The organism is Actinomyces sp. HMT 175 (assembly GCF_016694895.1).
In the GTDB taxonomy this organism is placed as follows: Bacteria; Actinomycetota; Actinomycetes; order Actinomycetales; family Actinomycetaceae; genus Actinomyces; species Actinomyces oris.
The window spans coordinates 529148-549075 of sequence record NZ_CP068012.1 but is presented as its reverse complement, the minus strand read 5'-3'; the positions used below and the strand labels follow the sequence as shown (position 1 = coordinate 549075).

General features: G+C 70.7%; 15 protein-coding genes. 5 read left to right on the top strand and 10 right to left on the bottom strand.

Annotated elements, in window-relative coordinates:
- Positions 1-39: 39 nt before the first annotated feature.
- Positions 40-1260 carry a sensor histidine kinase gene (locus tag JJJ14_RS02285; protein WP_201444585.1) on the top strand — a complete coding sequence of 407 codons (1221 nt, stop codon included), beginning with the start codon at positions 40-42 and terminating at the stop codon, positions 1258-1260.
- A gap of 463 nt (positions 1261-1723) precedes the next feature.
- Here the strand turns inward: JJJ14_RS02285 and JJJ14_RS02280 are convergent, their stop codons facing one another.
- The 9 genes from JJJ14_RS02280 to dacB all read right to left on the bottom strand — a co-directional run bounded on the left by JJJ14_RS02280 (position 1724) and on the right by dacB (position 10760).
- A complete protein-coding gene (locus JJJ14_RS02280; protein ID WP_201444584.1) occupies positions 1724-2047 on the bottom strand; it encodes a DMT family transporter in 324 nt (107 codons plus the stop codon).
- Entirely contained in the window at positions 2044-2397 is a 354-nt protein-coding gene (locus tag JJJ14_RS02275) for a DMT family transporter (RefSeq protein WP_101558816.1), read from the bottom strand. Before JJJ14_RS02275 ends, JJJ14_RS02280 begins: the two co-directional genes overlap by 4 nt.
- 116 nt (positions 2398-2513) lie before the next feature.
- A complete protein-coding gene (locus JJJ14_RS02270; RefSeq protein ID WP_065361972.1) occupies positions 2514-2924 on the bottom strand; it encodes a YvaD family protein in 411 nt (136 codons plus the stop codon).
- Positions 2925-2983: 59 nt separating this feature from the next.
- The gene (folE, locus tag JJJ14_RS02265) at positions 2984-3556 is read right to left on the bottom strand and encodes a GTP cyclohydrolase I FolE (protein ID WP_070513162.1); all 573 of its coding nucleotides are present in this window, start codon (positions 3554-3556) and stop codon (positions 2984-2986) included.
- A 48-nt stretch (positions 3557-3604) separates the two neighbouring features.
- Positions 3605-5671 carry an ATP-dependent zinc metalloprotease FtsH gene (gene ftsH, locus JJJ14_RS02260; RefSeq protein WP_101558817.1) on the bottom strand — a complete coding sequence of 689 codons (2067 nt, stop codon included), beginning with the start codon at positions 5669-5671 and terminating at the stop codon, positions 3605-3607.
- A gap of 159 nt (positions 5672-5830) precedes the next feature.
- Complete coding sequence (locus tag JJJ14_RS02255; RefSeq protein WP_201444583.1) at positions 5831-7153, bottom strand: hypothetical protein; 1323 nt, start codon at positions 7151-7153, stop codon at positions 5831-5833.
- A 221-nt stretch (positions 7154-7374) separates the two neighbouring features.
- Entirely contained in the window at positions 7375-7929 is a 555-nt protein-coding gene (gene hpt, locus JJJ14_RS02250) for a hypoxanthine phosphoribosyltransferase (protein ID WP_003789094.1), read from the bottom strand.
- Between the two features lie 113 nt (positions 7930-8042).
- A complete protein-coding gene (locus tag JJJ14_RS02245) occupies positions 8043-9281 on the bottom strand; it encodes a zinc-dependent metalloprotease (protein ID WP_201444582.1) in 1239 nt (412 codons plus the stop codon).
- 81 nt (positions 9282-9362) lie between these two features.
- The gene (gene dacB, locus JJJ14_RS02240) at positions 9363-10760 is read right to left on the bottom strand and encodes a D-alanyl-D-alanine carboxypeptidase/D-alanyl-D-alanine endopeptidase (protein ID WP_201444581.1); all 1398 of its coding nucleotides are present in this window, start codon (positions 10758-10760) and stop codon (positions 9363-9365) included.
- A 235-nt stretch (positions 10761-10995) separates the two neighbouring features.
- Here dacB and JJJ14_RS02235 point away from each other — a divergent pair, with 235 nt between their 5' ends.
- On the top strand, positions 10996-11496 hold the full coding sequence (locus JJJ14_RS02235; protein ID WP_010614423.1) for an inorganic diphosphatase: 501 nt from the start codon (positions 10996-10998) through the stop codon (positions 11494-11496).
- Positions 11497-11754: 258 nt separating this feature from the next.
- Here JJJ14_RS02235 and JJJ14_RS02230 read toward each other — a convergent pair whose 3' ends face one another.
- On the bottom strand, positions 11755-13155 hold the full coding sequence (locus tag JJJ14_RS02230; RefSeq protein WP_236592883.1) for a C40 family peptidase: 1401 nt from the start codon (positions 13153-13155) through the stop codon (positions 11755-11757).
- Positions 13156-13980: 825 nt separating this feature from the next.
- Between JJJ14_RS02230 and JJJ14_RS02225 the strand changes: the two genes are divergently transcribed.
- The 3 genes from JJJ14_RS02225 (at position 13981) to JJJ14_RS02215 (ending at position 19630) form a co-directional block, all read left to right on the top strand.
- The gene (locus tag JJJ14_RS02225; RefSeq protein ID WP_201444580.1) at positions 13981-15402 is read left to right on the top strand and encodes an O-acetylhomoserine aminocarboxypropyltransferase/cysteine synthase family protein; all 1422 of its coding nucleotides are present in this window, start codon (positions 13981-13983) and stop codon (positions 15400-15402) included.
- 11 nt (positions 15403-15413) lie between these two features.
- The gene (gene metX, locus JJJ14_RS02220; RefSeq protein ID WP_101558822.1) at positions 15414-16634 is read left to right on the top strand and encodes a homoserine O-acetyltransferase MetX; all 1221 of its coding nucleotides are present in this window, start codon (positions 15414-15416) and stop codon (positions 16632-16634) included.
- 260 nt (positions 16635-16894) lie between these two features.
- Complete coding sequence (locus JJJ14_RS02215; RefSeq protein ID WP_201444579.1) at positions 16895-19630, top strand: sialidase family protein; 2736 nt, start codon at positions 16895-16897, stop codon at positions 19628-19630.
- Positions 19631-19928 lie beyond the last annotated feature (298 nt).

Below are 19928 nucleotides of genomic sequence, written 5' to 3'. Positions count from 1 at the left end.
GATATTATCCGGATCAGCTCAGGGGAAGGTGGTGAGACGGTGTCGGCTGTTGCAGCGAATCTGATGCAGCCCACGCGGTACACGACGTGGCGGCCGAGCTGGCGGCTGCACCTGGCGCACGCCTTCCTGGCCGCGCTGATTACTCTGTTCTCGGTCACGGCGGCATGGCCGCTGTACACGTCCATGATCGTCTTCGAGGTCGTCGGGGGCCTGGCGCTGGCGCTGTGCAGCCGCTTCCCCTGGCCGGGGGCCCTGCTGGGCGGTGCGTCGGCGTGGGCCGGCACATTGATGATGACTGATGTGCCCATCTCCCCGGGCATCATTCCCTGGCTGTGCACGGCGGTCCTCGTGGCGCGAGGGTTTCCGCGGATGCCCGCCTACAGCCTGGTGGTCTTCTCGCTCGTGCTCTTGATCGCCGACGCCCGGTGGGGCGAGACCAGTGAGGGCTGGGTCTCGCTGCTGGCGTGGTGGGTTGTGGTCGGGGGCGGGGCCATCACTCTGGCCGAGCTCATCCGCAGCCCGCGCGACCAGGCCGAGCGCTCTTTGCACACCTACCGCGAGAGCATGGAGCGCCAGCGCCTCCTGGTGGTCACCGAGCTGCATGACACCGTGGTGCGCGACCTGACCCACGCGGTGATGACGGCCGAGCAGGCCCGACTCGCGCACCCCCAGGACGCGGCGCTGGCGCCCGAGCTGGACGCGATGACAGCGGCGGTGCGCGCGGCGGTGGAGCAGATGCGGCACGCGCTGCGCGCCATGAGTGATATCCGCGGGGGTGAGCGGCTGGATATCGAGGCGACCTCTGCGCCGCGCCCCCTGGAGGCGGTCATCGCCGATGCTGCGGCCATCCTGGGGCAGCGGGGGGCGCGCCTGGAGGTCGAGGGCCTGGAGCTGCTCGGGATCCCGGTGATTCCGCCGGGCGTGCGCCTCCAGCTGCTGCGGGTGCTGGGTGAGCTGGTGTCGAACATGTCCAAGTACACGGCTCCGCAGGGGCGGGCGAGGCTGGTCATCGAGTCCGACGGGCGCTCCCTGGAGGCGATGGCGAGCAATGACGTCGGCCTCCCGGGGCAGGTCGGCGGCGTGTGGGCGGGCGCCGGCACGCCGGGTAGTGGCGTACCGGGCTATGATGCCTTCTCCTCGGGCCTGGGCCTGGAGGGGGCGCGGCGCCGCGTGGAGGCCCTGGGCGGCAGCCTGAGCGTGAGCCAGGGCGAGGGCCGCTGGACCACGGTCTTCAGTGTCCCCTTCCAGGCGGTCTCCTGAAAGGCCAGCACGTCGCCGCGGCCTGACGCAAGACCCTGCCGGCGTCGCGGCCTGACACACGCCTCGCCCGGCATCGCAGCCCGGATGTGTCGTCGCCACCAGGGTGCCCGGGCGGGGACATTCCGCGCGGCCGGGTGCAATCCACTCCAGCCGGGGACATGGCACGCGTTCGGGGACGGCCATCCTGTCCCCAAGCGCGTGGACTGCACCCTTCGATGTCGAATGTCCCCGGCCGAGAGGGCCTTCTGCCCACACCACGTCCCTCAGAAGGGTCTCTCGGCCGGTCCATCCACGGAGGAAATGAGCGGGATCATGTCCAAATCGGATACAAAGGCTCGGAACGGACCCACACCGACGAAAGAAAACCGCATGATTCCGCGGTTCATATGGACGGCCAAGGAGCGCTGGCGGTCCTTTGTCACCGTTTTGGACATTCCGACCCGCGATCACCTCCGGTGCGTTGTCAGTGCGCGCTACCGAGCTCCACGAGGAGCACCCCGGCCATGATGAGCGCAATGCCGGCCACCATGGTGCGGGTCAGCGGCTCACCGAAGAGGAACCGTGAGCCGATTGCCGTCACGGCCACTCCCCCGGCCGACCAGATCCCGTAGGCAACACCGAGCGCCAGGCCCTCCGTGAGGGCCAGGGTCAACAGGGCGAAGGCCCCCAGGTAGCCGACCATGACGAGGCCGTACCATCGCAGCCCTCTGCCGTCGGAGGCGAGCTTGAGCGAGAGTGTGCCGGTGGTCTCGGAGGCGATGGCCGCCGCCAGGTAGAGCCCGCTCATGACGCCTCGCCGTCCTTGTCCTGCGTGCCTGCGCGCTGCGCCCCGACCTCGACGAGGAGCACCCCGGCCATGATGAGCGCGATGCCGAGGGCGACGAGCACCGTGATCGGCTCGCCGAAGACAAGCATGGACAGCACGGCGGTCAGCGCCACGCCCAGGGCGCCCCAGAGTCCGTAGGCGACACCGAGCGGCATACCGGCCTTGAGCGTCAGCGACAGGAGGATGAAGGCCAACGCGTAACCGATCCCAACCATGACGTAGAAGCCCGGCTGGTTCAGGGCCTGGCGCAGGGCGAGGGTCGCCGACACCTCGGAGATGATGGCGCCTCCGAGCGCCGGCCAGGCGCACACGCCGTGGCCCGTCGCCCCCGCGCGATCCTTCCGCGCACCGAGCACTGTCCGGCCGGTGGGCGTGCCTGAGCGGCACACGCTCCCCCACGTGGACGGGCAGAGCACGTCCCTGACCGTCACGCTCGGTTCTCCGCGGTCTCGAGCCGCCGGCAGACCATGGAGCCGAAGGCGAGCGCCGGGACGATCATGAGCAGGGCGTTGGGTCCCCACCACAACGGGTCGAAGTCGCGGTAGAAGGACCAGAAGGAGATCGCCATGAACCCGGCGCAGAAGGTGAGCATGAGTCCGACCGTCAGCACCAGGTCCCCGATCCTGCTGCCCACGCGCGTCAGGTGGGCGCCGAGGAAGACGGTCAGCGCGGCGGCCACGTCGAGCGGGAAGAAGGACCAGTTCCAGGCCTGAATGACCTGGTTGGAGTAGTCCTTGAAACGCAGGTGCTCGGGAATGAGATTGAGGAAGACGGCCGCCCAGTAGAGCAGCAGCCCGGCATCGACGGCCACCAGCAGCCTCTTGTACGTGGGACTCATCGCCCCACTATTTCACCGGTCCTCCCCGGTGTCGAGATCTCGTGGCCGTCAGCCCGCGCTCAGGACCGCCGACCCAGGACCAGACTCATGGCCTCGGAGCGGGTGGCGGCGTTGCGCATGATGCCGCGCACGGCAGAGGTGACCGTGTTGGAGCCGGGCTTGCGCACGCCCCGCATCGACATGCACAGGTGCTCGGCCTCGACGACCACCAGCACCCCCCGGCACTGCAGGCGCTCGACGAGGGCGTCGGCGATCTGCCGGGTGAGCCGCTCCTGGACCTGGGGGCGCCGGGCGTAGCCGTCCACGAGGCGCGCCACCTTGGACAGGCCGGTAACGCGCCCGTCCTCGCTGGGGATGTAGCCCACGTGCGCCGACCCGTGGAAGGGCAGCAGGTGGTGCTCGCACACCGAGTACATGGGGATGTCGCGCACGAGGACCATCTCCTCGTGCCCGACGTCGAAGACCCGCTCGACGTGCTCGGCCGGGTCCTGGTCGAGGCCGGCGAACATCTCCGCGTAGGCGCGCGCCATGCGCTCGGGGGTGTCACGCAGCCCGTCGCGCTCGGGGTCCTCCCCGATGGCGACGAGCAGGTCGTGCACCGCCCGCCGCACGCCCTCGGCGTCATAGCTCATGGTCAGCCTCTGTCTCTCTGCGCCTGCCGGGCCCGGGCCCGGGCCGGCTCAATGGTTGTAGCCCCAGAAGTCGTCGCTGTTGTGGGAGTCGTCGGACTCACCACCAGGGGCGGAGGCGGCCTCGACGACGGGCAGCGACTCGTCGCTGCGCCACAGGGGCCGCTCGGGCTGCTTGATAACGCCCTCGAAGATCCTCTCCAGGTCCTTCTCCAGGAGCGTCTCACGGGTGAGGAGCTCCTCGGCGAGCTGGTCGAGCACGGCGCGGTTGCGGGTGAGGATCTCCCAGGCCTCCCGGTGGGCGGCGTCCAGCAGGCTGCGGACCTCGGTGTCGACCGTGGCGGCGACCTGCTCGGAGAAGTCGCGGCTGGTGGCGTTGAGCCCCAGGACCGTCTCGCTCTCGGTGGTGCCGAGCTTGACGGCGCCCACCGCGCTGGTCATGCCGTAGTCGGTGACCATCTTGCGGGCCGTGGCGGTGGCCTTCTCGATGTCGTTGGAGGCGCCGGTGGTGGGGTCTCGGAAGATGATCTCCTCGGCGGCCCGCCCGCCCATGGCGTAGACGAGCTGGTCGAGCAGCTCGTTGCGGGTGGTGGAGTACTTGTCGTCCTGGGGCATGACCTGCGTGTAGCCCAGGGCGCGCCCGCGCGGCAGGATCGTCACCTTGGTGACCGGGTCGGAGTAGGCGCCGGCGGCCGCGCACAGTGCGTGACCGGCCTCGTGGTAGGCGGTGACGCGCTTCTCGTGGTCGCGCATGACGCGGGTGCGCTTCTGCGGGCCGGCGATGACGCGGTCGATGGCCTCGTCCAGGGCCCGGTTGTCGATGAGGTGGGCGTTGGAGCGGGCGGTGAGCAGGGCGGCCTCGTTGAGGACGTTGGCCAGGTCCGCGCCGGTGAAGCCGGGGGTCCGCTTGGCCACGAGCTCGAGGTCGACGTCGTCGTTGAGGGGCTTGCCCTGGGCGTGGACCTTGAGGATGGCGGCGCGCCCGGCCATGTCGGGGGCCTCGACGCTGACCTGCCGGTCGAAGCGGCCCGGGCGCAGGAGGGCCGGGTCCAGGACGTCGGGGCGGTTGGTAGCGGCGATGAGGATGACGTTGGTGTTGGCGTCGAAGCCGTCCATCTCGACGAGGAGCTGGTTGAGGGTCTGCTCGCGCTCGTCGTGCCCGCCGCCGGTTCCCGAGCCGCGGTGGCGGCCGACGGCGTCGATCTCGTCGACGAAGATGATGGCGGGGGCGTTCTCCTTGGCCTGGTCGAACAGGTCGCGCACGCGCGAGGCGCCCACGCCGACGAACATCTCGACGAACTCGGAGGCGGCCATGGAGAAGAAGGGCACGCCGGCCTCACCGGCGACGGCCTTGGCCAGGAGGGTCTTACCGGTTCCGGGCGGGCCGTAGAGGAGGACGCCCTTGGGGATCTTGGCGCCGACGGCGCGGAACTTCTCGGGCTCGGAGAGGAACTCGCGGATCTCCTCGAGCTCCTCGACGGCCTCGTCCTCGCCGGCGACGTCGTCGAAGGTGACGTCGGGCATCTCCTTGGAGCCGACCTTCGCCTTGGAGCGGCCGAAGCCCATGGCGCCGCCGCGCCCGCCGCCCATGCGGCTCAGCATCCACCACATGAAGCCGCCCAGCAGCAGGGCGGGGACGAGCAGCTGGATGAGGGAGGACCACCAGCTGGTGGTGGGCACCACGGAGTTGAAGCCCTCCTTGGGGGCGGCGGCCTGTACGAGGCGGTCGACCTGCTCGGCCTGGGCGTCGGTGTAGGAGAACTCGACCTTCTTGCCCACCGGGCGCGACTCGATGCCCTTCTTCTTGGGCTGGACGTAGGTGGTGGTGAGGTCCAGCTCGACGCGCTGGTTGCCGTCGACGACGGTGATCGACTTGATCGTGTCCGGCTTGTCCCGCAGGAGCGTCAGGCCGTCGGAGGTGTCGATGGTGCGGTAGCCGAACATCGAGGAGAAGACGGCCCAGCCGAGGATGACGACCAGGAGGAAGGGCACCAACCACAGGAACGGGTTGCCCAGGGTGTCGCGGAGCTTGCGGTCGCGCTTGTTGCGGTCGTTCTTACCGGCCTTGCCCGGCTTCCCCGAGTCCTTGCGGCCGGGCTCGCGCCCAGAATCTTTCATCGTGCGGTAGGTCCCTTCAACATACTGATTCCTCAGACGTTAGCGGATAGCACGGCAAAGGTCCCATTGCGCTTGCTCACGTTCGCGCCGGGCGTGGCCGGGAAGATCCGGCCGAGTGGGCGGCAGCCCAGCCAAGCCGCCCCTCGCACCGCCCCCGAATCAGGCGCGGCGCAGGCGCAGGACGATGAGGCCGGCAGACAGCAGGATCGCGGCCACGGACAGCACGCCGATCGCCACGCCCGTCACCGGCAGCCACCGCTCCCGCACACTCTGGGCCGAAGGCCGCTCAGCGGCGCTCGTGCGCCCCTTCGCGTCCTGGCTGCTGCCAGCACCCACCACGACCTCGTTGTGGTCGCTGCTCCCAACCCCGCTCGAGGACTGCGAGCCGGCGCTCGCGCCGTCCGGCACGGAGCCGCCGTTGGAGGACGGGGCCCCCGCAGCCGGGCCCTGCTGAGGCTTCGCCTGAGATGAGGCCGACGCCGAGGCCTCCGGGGCCGGCGTCGCAGCGCCACTCCCGGCACCCGCACTGCCGCCGCCAGCGCCGGCGCGCTGCTGATCCGCCGGGGCGGGCGCGCCACCAGCGGGGGCGGACCACTGCGGGCGCGCCACCAGAGCCACCTCGGCCATCGTCTGCGCGTCCAGGGTCTGCGCCTGGGCGGTGCCGGTCGAGGCCCGCACCACCTGGTTGTTGCCCACGTAGATGCCGACGTCGTAGACGTTCCCGAACACCGTGGACTGGGCGGGAGCCGAGCCGGACTCGCCCTGCCCCCCGGGCAAGGGGTTGGAGAAGAAGACAATGTCCCCGGGGCTGATCGAGCCTTCCGTGTTCAGCCACAGGCGCCCCTGGGAGTGGAACCAGCCGGCCAGGTCGTCCGGCTTCCAGCTCCCGGAGAGGTCCTGGCCGACGTCGGCCCGGTAGCCGACTTGAGTGTTCTGGTCCGCCGCATACGTGGTGTGCGAGTAGTCCCAGCCGGAGAGGACCATGCCCGCCAACGCCGAGGAGGTGATCGCGTACGGGGCGGAGCCGCTGGCACGCACGTTCGCACCCGACAGCGGCGTAGGACGCGACGCGTCCGACACCAGGGAGCCTCCGGCGTTGACGAAGGACTGAGTCCGGGCCACGACGTCGTTGGCGGCGGCGCCGTCCGCGCCAACGGCCGGGCCGGCCGGGAGCCCCTGCGGCACGGCCCACTGACCATCGGCCAGCATGACCGAGACGGCACCCAGCGCGCCCTCGGGACTCGTGCTCTGCACGTCGTAGGTCAGGCCACCGCCGTCGCCGGGCGCCTCGTCACCGAGGGTGGTCAGGGTGCCGGAAGCCCCACTGGCCTGCGCCATCTCAGCGACCGTATTAAATGTGCCGTCGGAGGTCGGCTCGGCCGCCACCGGAGCCATCATGGGGAAGCTCAGCGAGGACGACAGCACCACCGCGCCGGCGAGGCCGACTAGCCTCGGGGCGCGTCGACGCACAGTCTTCTTCACTGTTACCAACAGTCCTTCCACGTCACCCGCCGGAAGAGGGCATCCACCGGCGACCTACACTTGTTATCTTAACGTAACGTACGCGACTCCGACCACCTTGAAAAGGGGGAAGATCGCAGTTCCGGGGCCCCTTGACCGCCGTCCGACGACGGCGCTCAGGCGCCACATCCCGTTATTTTTCCGTCTGACCCTCAGGTTGCGTCAAGGTTGACCTGAGTCAGTCAGCCCCCGTAGACCTCAGGGCGCAGCGTACCGATGAACGGCAGGTTGCGGTACCGCTCGGCGTAGTCCAGCCCGTAGCCGACGACGAACTCCGTAGGAATATCGAAGCCGACGTACTTGACGTCCACCTCGACCTTGGCGGCGTCGGGCTTGCGCAGCAGCGTGGCGATCTCCACTGAGGCCGCGCCGCGCGAGGACAGGTTGCCCACCAGCCAGGACAGGGTCAGGCCGGAGTCGATGACGTCCTCAACGATGAGGATGTGCCGGTCGGTGACGTCGGTGTCCAGGTCCTTGAGGATGCGCACCACGCCGGAGGACTTGGTGCCCGAGCCGTAGGAGGACACCGCCATCCAGTCCATCGGGGCGCTCATGTGCAGCCGGCGCGACAGGTCCGCCATGACGTAGACGGCCCCCTTGAGCACGCCGACGAGCAGAGGGTCGCGACCGGCGTAGTCCGCGTCGATCTGCGCGGCCATCTCATCGAGGCGCTGCCCGATCTGCTCCTCAGTGATGAGAACCTGCTGAAGGTCCGATCCCATGTCCGTGGCGTCCATACGCCCTGCCTTCCTCATGTGTCGTCATGGCTGCGCGGGCTCACCGGGGCCGGGGAGGCCACCGGTCCGCGCCGACGCCATAAGCCTGCCACAACGGGCCCCGGCCTGACACGTCAGCTGACGCGACGTACCCACACGTCGGGGCGGGCAAGCTCAGCCGGCGTGGGCAGCAGCTCGGGATCGGCCCACACGGCGTTGAGCCCCTCGTGCCCGATACGGGTCACGACGCTGCGCACGAAGGCGGCGCCGTCGGCGTACTGGGCCTCCTTGGCCTCCAGGCCCATGAGCCGGTGCAGCAGGAGCGAGCCCAATCCGGGCCCGGGGCCGATGCCGCCGTCGGCCGCGCGGCTGCGCGAGAGCACGGCCCGGAGCCGGTGGACCGAGGGCATCCGGTTGGGGTGCACGTCATCGAGGACCACCTCGGCGTGCCCCTCCAGGAAGGTGAGCGCGGCCGCCAGGGAGGCGACCTCGGCGCGATCCGTGACGTTCATCAGACCCTCGAGCACCCGCCCTCGGCCGGCGCGCGCCGCAAGGCGCACCGCCCGGCCTCGCCGCGGCCGACTCCCCCGCTCCTGCCGGCTCCCGCCGCCGGCGCTTCGGGCACCGTCGGCACCGCCGTACACGGCCTCGACGACGGCGCCGATCACCATGCGCATGGAGTCCGACAGGTAGGGGCCGAGCCAGGGCGCGGCGGCCAGCTGGACGGCGTGGGTCATCTCGTGCAGGCAGACCCAGGCGGGCAGGTCGAGCATGTCCAGGTCCATCTGGCGGCGCACCGCCAGCACGTTGGGGGCCACGAGCAGCAGGTGCGGCGACGCCGCCCCATCCCAGCCTTCACCGGTTGTCACGTCACGGGCCGGCATGGTGGCGGACGTCATGACGTCGTCGCCCTCGCCGTCCCCCTCGCCGGAGGGGCGAGCGGGGCCGGCGGCACCGCCCCCGTGACCGTTGGTCCCGCTCGGGGCCGCGGGCACCACCTGCCCCAGGAGCCGGGTGGCCAGCAGGCTCATCGCCCCGGCGACCTCGGCGGCCCCGACGAGCTGGATCGCCTCCGAGGCCGGCGGGGCGGGCACCTGCTCCATGAGGCCGCGCAATGCCCGGGTGGAGGCGCGCACGAGCCCGGCCCGGTCGACGACGCTGACCCGCGTGGTCTCGGCGACCTGCTGGGCCGCCCGGTTCAGGCCGGTGATCCTGGCGACCCAGGCCGGTGCCTCCTGGGCGGAGCGGCGCAGGACCGCCACCGAGCTGGCGCGCGCCGAGCGCGAGGCGCTGGGGCCCGCCGGGATGAGCGCGGTCAGGCGCTCCACCGTCCACCAGTCGACGAGTCCCGCCGCTGTGCCCTGGGTCGTCACCGTGACACCTTTCTCGCCGAGTTCACCGGGCTGTCTGAGCCCCTGCCTGTCTCCGCTGCGCTGAACACGCCGCCGCGCCCCTCAGGAGCATCCGCACGAGGCCAGGGGCGCCACGAAGTGGTTGTCGATCGCGGCTGCGGCTGCGGGTGCCCCACCGCCGTTGGTGGGGAAGCCGTTGGTCATGACCGCGAAGGCCAGCTGGCGCCCGTCGGCGGTGGTGACGACCCCAGCTAGGGAGGCGGTCTGCTCCAGCGAGCCGGTCTTGGCGCGCACCGTCCCGGCCGCGGCAGTGTCGTGCAGACGCTTGCCCAGGGTGCCGTCCAGGGCGGCGACGGGCAGGTCGGCGATAAGGGTGCGTCCGGCCGAGCCGCCCTCGCCTCCGGCGGCCTTGGTGATGATCTGGGTCAAGAGCCTGGCGGGGACCTTGTTGCCCTTGGCCAGCCCGGAGGAGTCCAGGAGCGTCACCCCGGAGGTATCGAAGCCGTCCTTGCTCAGCTGGGCGAGCACGGCCTTGGAGGCCCCGGCGAAGTCAGTGGTCTCCTTGGCATGCGCGGCCACGAGCCGCCCCTCGACCTCGGTCATCGTGTTGTCAGAGGTCTTGAGCGACACGGCGAGGATGTCGGACAGCGGGGCGGAGGAGACCGAGGCCACCTCCCGGGCGCTGCCGGAGGCTGCGGCGCGCGTCGGCTCGCCGTCGACCGTGATGCCGGCCTCGCTCAGGTGCTTGGCGAAGGCCTGGGCGGCCTCCATGGCCGGGTCCTCCGGGTAGCCCTGGTTCTGGGTGGCCGAGACATCCACCATGATCGGCTGGATCTTGGCCACGTACTGCTCGTTGCCGGCCTCCCACTTCTCGTTCCACTGGGGGCCGGTGAACAGAGTGTCGTCCAGTCTCAGGGAGACCGACGTCGTCCCCTGGGACTTGAGCTTCTCGGCGGTGGCGCGGGCGAGGTCGCCCAGACCCGCGTGGCCGGCCGTGGCACTCGGGTTGCCCTCGTTCTCAGCCAGCAGCACGTCACCGCCGCCCACGAGGGTGAGGGTCTGCCCCTCCAGGACGGCCTTGGTCTGGAGGGTGTGGCCCGGGCCCATGGAGGACAAGGCTGCCCAGGCGGTGAGCACCTTGTTGGTGGAGGCCGGCGTCACCCCGGAGGCGGCCGAGCGGTCCAGCAGCTCCTCGCCGGTGGCGACGTCGACGACGGAGGCCGTCACGTTCCCCCCGGTCAGGGCGGCGTCGGAGACCACGCCCTGGATGTAGCCGCTCAAGGCAGTCTTGGAGGGCGTGGGAGCCCCCTGGTCCAGGCCGGAGGGGGCGGCGGTCTTGGCGCTGGGGGCGGCCGGCGTCGGGAAGGGCCGGGGGGCGACGTCGGCGTAGGCGACCGTCACCGGGCCGGGCAGCAGGTCGAGAGCATCGCCCAGGCTGTAGTAGCCGCTGAACACCAGCAGGCTCGCCGCCGTCAGGGCAGCGGTCTGGACCTTGCGCATACGTCCTCCGGACTGGGTTGTGGACAGGCTGGGATGGCCTGTATATCAAGTAGGTGGGGCGCCCAGGAGGTTACTGCCACCCGTGCACCGACGTGCAGAGTACGCGTTTACCGACCTCAGGCGCTGTCGTGCGCCACACTAGTGCCATCAATACCCGCCCCGCCGGATCGACGCCGACCACCAGGCGCCGCTCCAGCGCCCAACGAGCTGAAGACACGAGCGAAGGAGGCTCCCCGTGGAGTTCGACGTCACGATTGAGATCCCCAAGGGCAACCGCAACAAGTACGAGATCGATCACGAGACCGGTCGAATCCGCCTGGATCGCATGCTCTTCACCTCGACGCGCTACCCCGACGACTACGGCTACATCGACGGGACCCTCGGCGAGGACGGCGACCCCCTGGACGCCCTGGTCCTGCTGGAGGAGCCGACCTTCCCCGGCTGCGTCATCCGCTGCCGCGCACTGGGCATGTTCCGCATGCGCGACGAGAAGGGCGGCGACGACAAGGTCCTGTGCGTACCCAGCGCCGACCAGCGCGCCTCCTGGCGTACCGACATCGAGGACGTCTCGGAGTTCCACCGCCTGGAGATTCAGCATTTCTTCGAGGTCTACAAGGACCTCGAGCCCGGCAAGTCCGTCGAGGGCGCCCACTGGGTGGGCCGCGAGGAGGCCGAGGAGGAGATCCGTCAGTCCTTCCAGCGCGAGGCCGACCGCGTCGCCCGCGAGGGCCACTGACACGCACCAACCGTACGGGGCGGGACGGGGCGGGACGGCACATACGCTCTCGGCTACCATCCGCGCCGCTCGTTCCTCGCGCCGCTCCCGCCAGACCCGCCACGCCTTCGAGCACATATGCCGCCCCACCCCTGCTCAGGGGTGGGGCGGTTCAGTGTCCTGGCGGGTCACCTTCCGGCGGGAGGACTGCCGCTGAGAGTGTTGAGAGGCGCACCGGGTAGGGCATGACGCCGGCGTACCGCCCACCCCGCCCCCGTTTTAGAGGCGCACCGCGTAGGGCATGATGCCGGAGTAGCGCATGGAGGTGACACGCACGGTCATGCCGAAGGTCGGCGCCTCGATCATCATGTCGTCGCCCAGGTAGATGGCCACGTGGTAGATGCCGGACTGGCTGCCGTCGGAGGACCAGAAGACCAGGTCCCCGGGCTGAGCGGCGTCGAGCGGAACCAGGGAGCCCTCCCCGTACTGCACGCGTGAGGAGTGCGTGAGCTCCACACCGGCGGCCGCGTAGGAGACCATCGTCAACCCCGAGCAGTCCAGGCCCGCAGCCGACTCCCCGGCCCACACGTAGGGGGTGCCAAGGTATCCCATGGCCGCGTTGATGGCAGTGGAGGCGGCGCTGCCGGAACGCGACGGCGCGGGCGCAGGCTCCGGGGCCGGTGCGGGTGCCGGTGCGGGTGCGGGTGCGGTCTCCTCTTCGGCCGCCTCGGGCTCCGGCTGGGAGGTGGTGGCGGGTTCCTGGGCCGAGGACTGCTGGCCCGGGCTGGGCCGGCTCGCCTGCTCCTGGGGAGCGGGGGCCGACTCCTGAGGTTGGGCGGCGGCCTGCTCGGCCTGCTTCTGGGCGAGGTCGGCGGCGGCCTTCTCCGAGGCCGCCTTGGCTGCGGCCTGGGCGGCGGCCTCCTCGCGGGCCTTGCGCTCGGCCTCGACCTGGTTCTGGTACTTCGTCTCCAGCTCGACGGTGGTGTTGCGCTGCGCGGCCAGCTGAGTGATGAGGCTCTGGCGGTTGGTGCGGGTGGTGGTGACGGCGCTCTGGGCCTCGTTGGCGGCGGCCTCGGCGTCGATCTTGGCGGTCTCGGCGGAGGTCTTGGCGGCCTCCTTGGCCTTGACCTTCTGGTCGGCGATGGTCTGCATGCTCGTGGCCACCGCCTCGAGGGCCTCGACGTTCTGGACCTTGGCGTTGTTCTTCTCCCCGGCTCGGGTCAGGGCGACGTCGGCGTCGGCCAGGTCCGCCAGCGACTCGCTGGTCAGGTACGGGGTGAGCGGGTCGAGCGGGTTGCCGCTCTCCTGGTAGGTCTGCACGACGATCGAGCCGAGGTCGGAGCGGGCCGACGTAGTGCTGGAGGCTGCGGAGTCGGCGTTGGCCTGGGCGGTCTGGGCGTCCTTGGTGGCCTTGTTGAGCTCGTCGACGGCGGCCAGGTAGTCCTCGTTGGCGGACTGAGCCTTGATCTGCGCCTCCTCCAGGTTGCTGCTCTCCTGGGCGAGCCGGGCCTCCAGGGAGGCGATGGAGGTGGAGGTCGAGCGCTCGGAGGCCTTGGAGCGATCGATGTCGCTCTGGTCCACGGGGTCGGCGAGCACCGACGGCGCCAGGGTGCATGCCAGGGCCACCACTGCGGTGGCGACGACACCGTGTCCGTGCCGTCTTGAGGGGATCGGGCTCACAGGGGTTCTCCGTCGTGATGGGGCTGAACGTGAGGATGACGCCTCACCCGGGGACCGACGTCGGCCCGCCGTCGGGATCCGTTCCGCGGAATCAGGGGGCGCGGAGCGGATCAGGGGACGAAGACGGCAGGCAGCGTCAGCCCGGATGCGACAAAGCCACACTAGTCGCTTTGGCCCCATCTGAAAACAGATTTCACACTATTCACAATCGTAACTTACGCCCCTGTAGTTAGGGGGTTGTGCCTGCATTGGCGGGGCTCCCAGCCGTCGTCATATGTCTGTGATCGATATGGCATCCAGCACAAATGACCGTTTGTGCAGGTCATCGCGGGTTTAAACGGCCGGACCCGTCACTAAGGGAAGACGCTCAACCGCGCCACCCCAGCCCCACAGCAAGGGGACGCCAGTGCGGCGCCACACCGGTGCCGCACCCGCACCGAGCCCTCGCCGCGGCCGCGTGGCGGACGCCCGTTTGGACCACCTGCGGAGGAAACCGCTAAAGTCGGAGCATGTTCCGTCGTCCTGAGGCCCTTCGGCCGGACACCCCCACCACGGGGCGAATGCGCAGCTGACGCGCACGCCGCCGTCGGCCCACGTGCGCGTCCCCGCCATCACCCGCACCATCACAGAAGTTGCAGCAACGGTGACGGCGGACGACTCAGTGCCACGACCCCTCGCCCCTCCTGCAGCCGGGCCGGCTCCGACGCCGGACGCAGCGGGCCCCGGGCAGCCGCCCACCAGCGCGCCGCAACCGCCGGCGCGAGGCAGGCACCGTTCGTGACGCTGACATCGCCGCCGGTCACCGGGAATCACCAAGGAGCCCTCATGACCGACCAGCACCCCACCCCCGCCCAGGTCGCCCCCCAGAGCGCGGAGCCGATCCCCTCCCCCACCAGCCCGGCGGGGTGGCGCTTCGAGACCAAGCAGGTCCAGGCCGGGCACGACCCCTTGGCCGAGCCCGCCCACGCCCGGGCCATCCCGATCTACCAGACCTCCTCCTACGTCTTCGAGTCGGCCGAGCAGGCGGCCGCCCGCTTCGCCCTGAGTGACCTCGGCCCGATCTACACGCGCCTGAACAACCCCACCAACGACATCGTCGAGCAGCGGATCGCGGCACTGGAGGGCGGCGTCGGGGCGCTGCTGACGTCGTCGGGCCAGGCGGCCACGACCCTGGCCCTCGTGACGCTGGGCGGGGCCGGGGACAACATCGTGGCCTCGCCCTCCCTGTACGGCGGCACCACGAACCTGCTCACCCACACCCTGCCGCGCCTGGGCATCGAGACCCGCTTCGTGGACGAGCCGGGCGACCCGGCGGCCTGGGCGGCGCTGGCCGATGAGCGCACCGTCGCCTTCTTCGGGGAGTCGATCCCCAACCCGCGCGGCGACATCCTCGACATCGAGGCGATCGCGGCGGCCGCGCACGAGCTGGGCATCCCGCTGGTCGTGGACAACACGGTGGCCTCGCCCTTCCTGACCCGCCCCTTCGAGTGGGGCGCCGACATCGTGGTGGCCTCGGCGACGAAGTTCCTGGGCGGGCACGGCTCCTCCGTGGCGGGCGTGATCGTGGACTCCGGCAGCTTCGATTTCGCGGCCCAGCCCGAGCGCTTCCCGGGCTTCAACACGCCCGACGAGTCCTACCACGGCCTGGTCTACGCCCAGGACCTGGGGGTGGGCAGCCCACTGGGTGCGAACCTGGCCTTCATCCTCAAGGCACGCGCAGAGGGGCAGCGCGACCTCGGCTTCGCACTGGCGCCGCACTCGGCCTTCCTCATCGCCCAGGGCATCGAGACGCTCTCGCTGCGCATGGAGCGGCACGTGGACAACGCCCTGGCAGTGGCCACCTGGCTGGAGGGACGCGACGACGTCGCCTCGGTGCGCTACTCGGGGCTGGCCTCCAGCCCCTACTACGAGCGGCACCGCAAGTACTGTCCGCGCGGGGCGGGCTCGATCCTCACCTTCGACCTGGCCGGTGGGCGTGAGGCGGGGGCGGCCTTCATTGACGCCCTGAGTCTGTTCTCCAACCTGGCCAATATCGGGGACGTGCGCTCGCTGGCGATCCACCCGGCCACCACGACGCACTCCCAGCTCGACGACGCCGGCCTGGCCGCGGCCGGGATCAGCGCCGGGACCGTGCGCCTGAGCGTGGGGATCGAGCACATCGACGACATCCTGGCCGACCTCGAGCGCGGCCTGGCGGCGGCCCGGGCCGTCGGGGCGGGCGAGCCGAGCGCGGCGGCCGGGGCCTGAGGCGGCGTGCCATGAGTGCGACCACGTCCTCCTCCTACCCCGTCTCCAGCGGCAGCACCGAGACCGAGCCGGCCGCCTACGGCGTCGGGACGGCCTCCTCCAAGCTGGTGGACCGCAAGGCCGGCTCCCCCACGGGCGCCTGGCGGCCCGGTGACGAGCCGGGGCATCGCCGGTTCCTGGAGATCGGGGACCTGCCCCTGGAGTCCGGGGAGGTCCTGCCCAATACGGTCCTGGCCTTCGAGACCTGGGGGGAGCTGAGCCCACAGCGCGACAACGCGGTGCTCGTGCTGCATGCCCTGACCGGCGACTCCCACGTCACCGGTGAGGCGGGGCCCGGGCACCCGACACCGGGCTGGTGGTCGGACCTGGTGGGGCCCGGGCGGGCCATCGACACTGAGCGCTACTTCGTGGTGGCGGCCAACATCCTGGGCGGCTGCCAGGGCTCGACGGGTCCGTCGTCGACCGCCCCGGACGGGCGCCCCTGGGGGTCGCGCTTCCCCTGGCTGACCACGCGCGACGCCGTCGAGGCCGAGGCGCGCCTGGCCGACGCCCTGGGGATCGAGGTCTTCCACCTGGTCATCGGGGCCTCGCTGGGCGGGCACCGGGCGATCGAGTGGGGGGTCACCCACCCGCAGCGGGTGCGCAACCTGGCGCTGGTGGCCACCGGCGCCTCGACGACCGCCGACCAGCTGGCCTGGTGCCACCTGCAGGAGCTGGCGATCGTGGCCGACCCCTTCTTCTTCGACGGCGACTACTACTCCCACTCGGTGGGTCCGGTGCGGGGGCTGGGGCTGGCGCGGGCGCTGGCGCACACGACCTACCGCAGCGCCGCCGAGCTCGACGAGCGCTTCGGGCGGCGCCACCAGGGAGAGGAGGACCCTGCGGTGGGCGGGCGCTACCAGGTGGAGTCCTACCTGGACTACCACGCCGGCAAGCTGCTGGCGCGCTTCGACGCCAACACCTACCTCATCGTCACCCACTCGATGATGGTGCACGACGTCGGCACGGGGCGCGGCGGCATCGAGGCGGCGCTGGCGCGGGTGCAGGCGCGCACGCTGGTGGTGGATGTGGACTCTGACCGGCTCTTCCTGCCCGCCCAGGCCGAGGAGCTGGCCGGCGGCATCCCCGGCGCGAGGCGCGAGACCATCAGCTCCCTGCACGGGCACGACGGCTTCCTCATCGAGGCCGAGCAGATGGACGCGATCCTGCGCGACTTCCTGGCCGGCGCATAGACACCAACAAACCGACAAAAACTTCAGAAACGACCCGGAGCCGCGTCGTTTCTGAAGTTTTTGTCGAAGTGTGTGGCGCGCACCGCGCCGCCAGGGGCCGAGCGGCCGCGACGTTGGGGACCGAGCGGTCGGCCTTTGGCGACTCGCCCGACTTTGCAGAATCGAGATGTTCCGTTACCTTATCGTGAGACGTCTGACATCTACCGTCTACGTCTCCTGTTGAAGGCAAAGCCGCCTCGGCTCCTTAGAACGGAACACCTATGACATCGCATAGTCCTTTTTCCCGGAGGCGCCTGCCGGCCCTCCTGGGCTCCCTGCCACTGGCCGCCACCGGCCTGATCGCCGCCGCGCCCCCGGCGCACGCCGTCCCCACGTCTGACGGCCTGGCCGACGTCACCATCACGCAGGTGAACGCCCCCACGGACGGCCTCTACTCCGTCGGCGACGTCATGACCTTCAACATCACCCTCACCAACACCAGCGGTGAGGCCCACTCCTACGCGCCGGCCTCGACGAACCTGTCCGGGAACGTCTCCAAGTGCCGGTGGCGCAACGTCCCGGCCGGAACGACCAAGACCGACTGCACCGGCCTGGCCACGCACACGGTGACCGCCGAGGACATCAAGGCCGGCGGTTTCACCCCGCAGATCGCCTACGAGGTCAAGGCCGTGGAGTACGCCGGTAAGGCCCTGAGCACCCCGGAGACCATCAGCGGCGCGACGAGCCCGGTCAAGGCCAACTCGCTGCGGGTCGAGTCGATCACGCCGTCGTCGAGTCAGGAGAACTACAAGCTGGGCGACACCGTCACCTACACGGTGCGCGTGCGCTCGGTGTCGGACAAGACGATCAACGTCGCCGCCACCGAGTCCTCCTTCGACGACCTGGGCCGCCAGTGCCACTGGGGCGGCCTCAAGCCGGGCAAGGGCGCCGTCTACAACTGCAAGCCACTCACCCACACGATCACGCAGGCCGACGTCGACGCCGGCCGCTGGACGCCGTCGATCACCCTGACGGCCACCGGCACCGACGGCGCCACCCTCCAGACGCTCACCGCCACCGGCAACCCGATCAACGTCGTCGGCGACCACCCGCAGGCCACGCCCGCGCCGGCGCCCGACGCGAGTACGGAGCTGCCAGCCTCGATGAGCCAGGCCCAGCACCTCGCCCCCAACACGGCCACCGACAACTACCGCATCCCGGCGATCACCACCGCCCCCAACGGGGACCTGCTCATCTCCTACGACGAGCGCCCGAAGGACAACGGCAACGGCGGCAGCGACGCCCCCAACCCGAACCACATCGTCCAGCGCCGCTCCACCGACGGCGGCAAGACCTGGTCGGCGCCCACCTACATCCACCAGGGCACGGAGACCGGCAAGAAGGTCGGCTACTCCGACCCGAGCTACGTCGTCGACCACCAGACGGGCACGATCTTCAACTTCCACGTCAAGTCCTACGACCAGGGCTGGGGCGGCTCGCAGGCCGGCACCGACCCGGACAACCGGGGCATCATCCAGGCGGAGGTGTCGACCTCCACGGACAACGGCTGGACCTGGACGCACCGCACGATCACCGCGGACATCACGAAGGACAAGCCGTGGACCGCGCGCTTCGCGGCCTCGGGCCAGGGCATCCAGATTCAGCACGGCCCTCACACCGGGCGCCTGGTGCAGCAGTACACGATCAGGACCGCCGGCGGCGCGGTGCAGGCCGTCTCGGTCTACTCCGACGACCACGGGAAGACCTGGCAGGCCGGCACGCCGATCGGGACCGGCATGGATGAGAACAAGGTCGTTGAGCTCTCCGACGGCTCCCTCATGCTCAACTCGCGCGCCTCGGACGGCTCCGGCTTCCGCAAGGTGGCCCACTCCACCGACGGCGGACAGACCTGGAGCGAGCCGGTGTCCGACCAGAACCTGCCCGACTCGGTGGACAACGCCCAGATCATCCGCGCCTTCCCGAACGCCGCCCCGGACGACCCGCGCGCCAAGGTGCTGCTGCTGAGCCACTCGCCGAACCCGAAGCCGTGGTCGCGCGACCGCGGCACCATCTCGATGTCCTGCGACGACGGCGCCTCCTGGGCGACCAGCAAGGTCTTCCACGAGCCCTTCGTCGGCTACACGACGATCGCGGTGCAGTCCGACGGCAGCATCGGGCTACTCAGTGAGGACGCCCACGATGGCGCTAACTACGGCGGCATCTGGTACCGCAACTTCACGATGAACTGGCTCGGCGAGCAGTGCGGCCAGAAGCCTGTGGAGCCGAGCCCGGCACCGTCGCCGACGGCAGCACCCTCGGCGACACCGACGGAGAAGCCGGCCCCGTCGGCGGCGCCGAGCGCTGAGCCCACGCAGGCCCCGGCACCGTCCTCCGCGCCTGAGCCGAGTGCTGCCCCTGAGCCGAGCAGCGCCCCGGCTCCGGAGCCCACGACCGCCCCGAGCACGGAGCCCACGCCGGCCCCGGCGCCGAGTTCCGCACCTGAGCCGAGCGCTGGGCCGACCGCTGCGCCCGCACCGGAGACGTCCTCTGCTCCGGCCGCCGAACCGACGCAGGCCCCGACGGTGGCACCGTCGGCTGAGCCCACGCAGGCGCCGGGCGCGCAGCCGAGCGCCGCGCCGTCGGAGAAGCCGGGAGCGCAGCCGAGCTCGGCCCCCAAGCCGGGTGCGACGAGTCAAGCGCCGTCGGTGGCGAACCCGAAGGCGACCGCGGCGCCGTCGGGGAAGGCGTCGTCGAGCGCGAGCCCGGCACCGAGCCGGAGCGCGGCGGCGACGTCGAAGCCGGGCATGGAGCCCGATGAGATCGATCGGCCGTCTGACGGAGCCATGGCACAGCCGACCGGTGGCGCCAGCGCGCCGAGCGCCGCGCCGACGCAGGCGGCGAAGGCCGGCAGCAGGCTGTCTCGTACGGGGACCAACGCGCTGCTGGTCCTGGGCCTTGCGGGTGTCGCGGTTGTCGGCGGGTACCTGCTGCTGCGGGCTCGTCGCTCGAAGAACTGAACGCGCGATGAGCCGGTTCTCCGGCTCTGAGCACTGACTGAGGGGTGGGACGCCGGCGCGTCCCACCCCTCAGTGCTGTTCTGGGCGGCGGACCTGGTCCGCCTCAGCAGCGCGGCCCGACCTTCCTCAGGCGCAGAACGCCCGGCGATGTCCAAATCGGACACAAAGGCCCAGAGCGGGACAGAACCGGCGAGAAGAAACCGCATGATTCCAACGTTTCGTTTCCCGGGTTGGCAACGCCGGGGCTCCTTTGTATCCGATTTGGACACCGAACCACCCGCGCAACACCAAGAGGATC

Excerpts from the sequence above, each read along its gene's own strand:
- folE (WP_070513162.1), bottom strand. The coding sequence starts at position 3,556 with ATGAGCTATGACGCCGAGGGCGTGCGGCGGGCGGTGCACGACCTGCTC.
- JJJ14_RS02270 (WP_065361972.1), bottom strand. The coding sequence starts at position 2,924 with ATGAGTCCCACGTACAAGAGGCTGCTGGTGGCCGTCGATGCCGGGCTG.
- JJJ14_RS02215 (WP_201444579.1), top strand. The coding sequence starts at position 16,895 with ATGACATCGCATAGTCCTTTTTCCCGGAGGCGCCTGCCGGCCCTCCTG.
- JJJ14_RS02225 (WP_201444580.1), top strand. The coding sequence starts at position 13,981 with ATGACCGACCAGCACCCCACCCCCGCCCAGGTCGCCCCCCAGAGCGCG.
- hpt (WP_003789094.1), bottom strand. The coding sequence starts at position 7,929 with ATGGACGCCACGGACATGGGATCGGACCTTCAGCAGGTTCTCATCACT.
- dacB (WP_201444581.1), bottom strand. The coding sequence starts at position 10,760 with ATGCGCAAGGTCCAGACCGCTGCCCTGACGGCGGCGAGCCTGCTGGTG.
- JJJ14_RS02280 (WP_201444584.1), bottom strand. The coding sequence starts at position 2,047 with ATGAGCGGGCTCTACCTGGCGGCGGCCATCGCCTCCGAGACCACCGGC.
- ftsH (WP_101558817.1), bottom strand. The coding sequence starts at position 5,671 with ATGAAAGATTCTGGGCGCGAGCCCGGCCGCAAGGACTCGGGGAAGCCG.
- metX (WP_101558822.1), top strand. The coding sequence starts at position 15,414 with ATGAGTGCGACCACGTCCTCCTCCTACCCCGTCTCCAGCGGCAGCACC.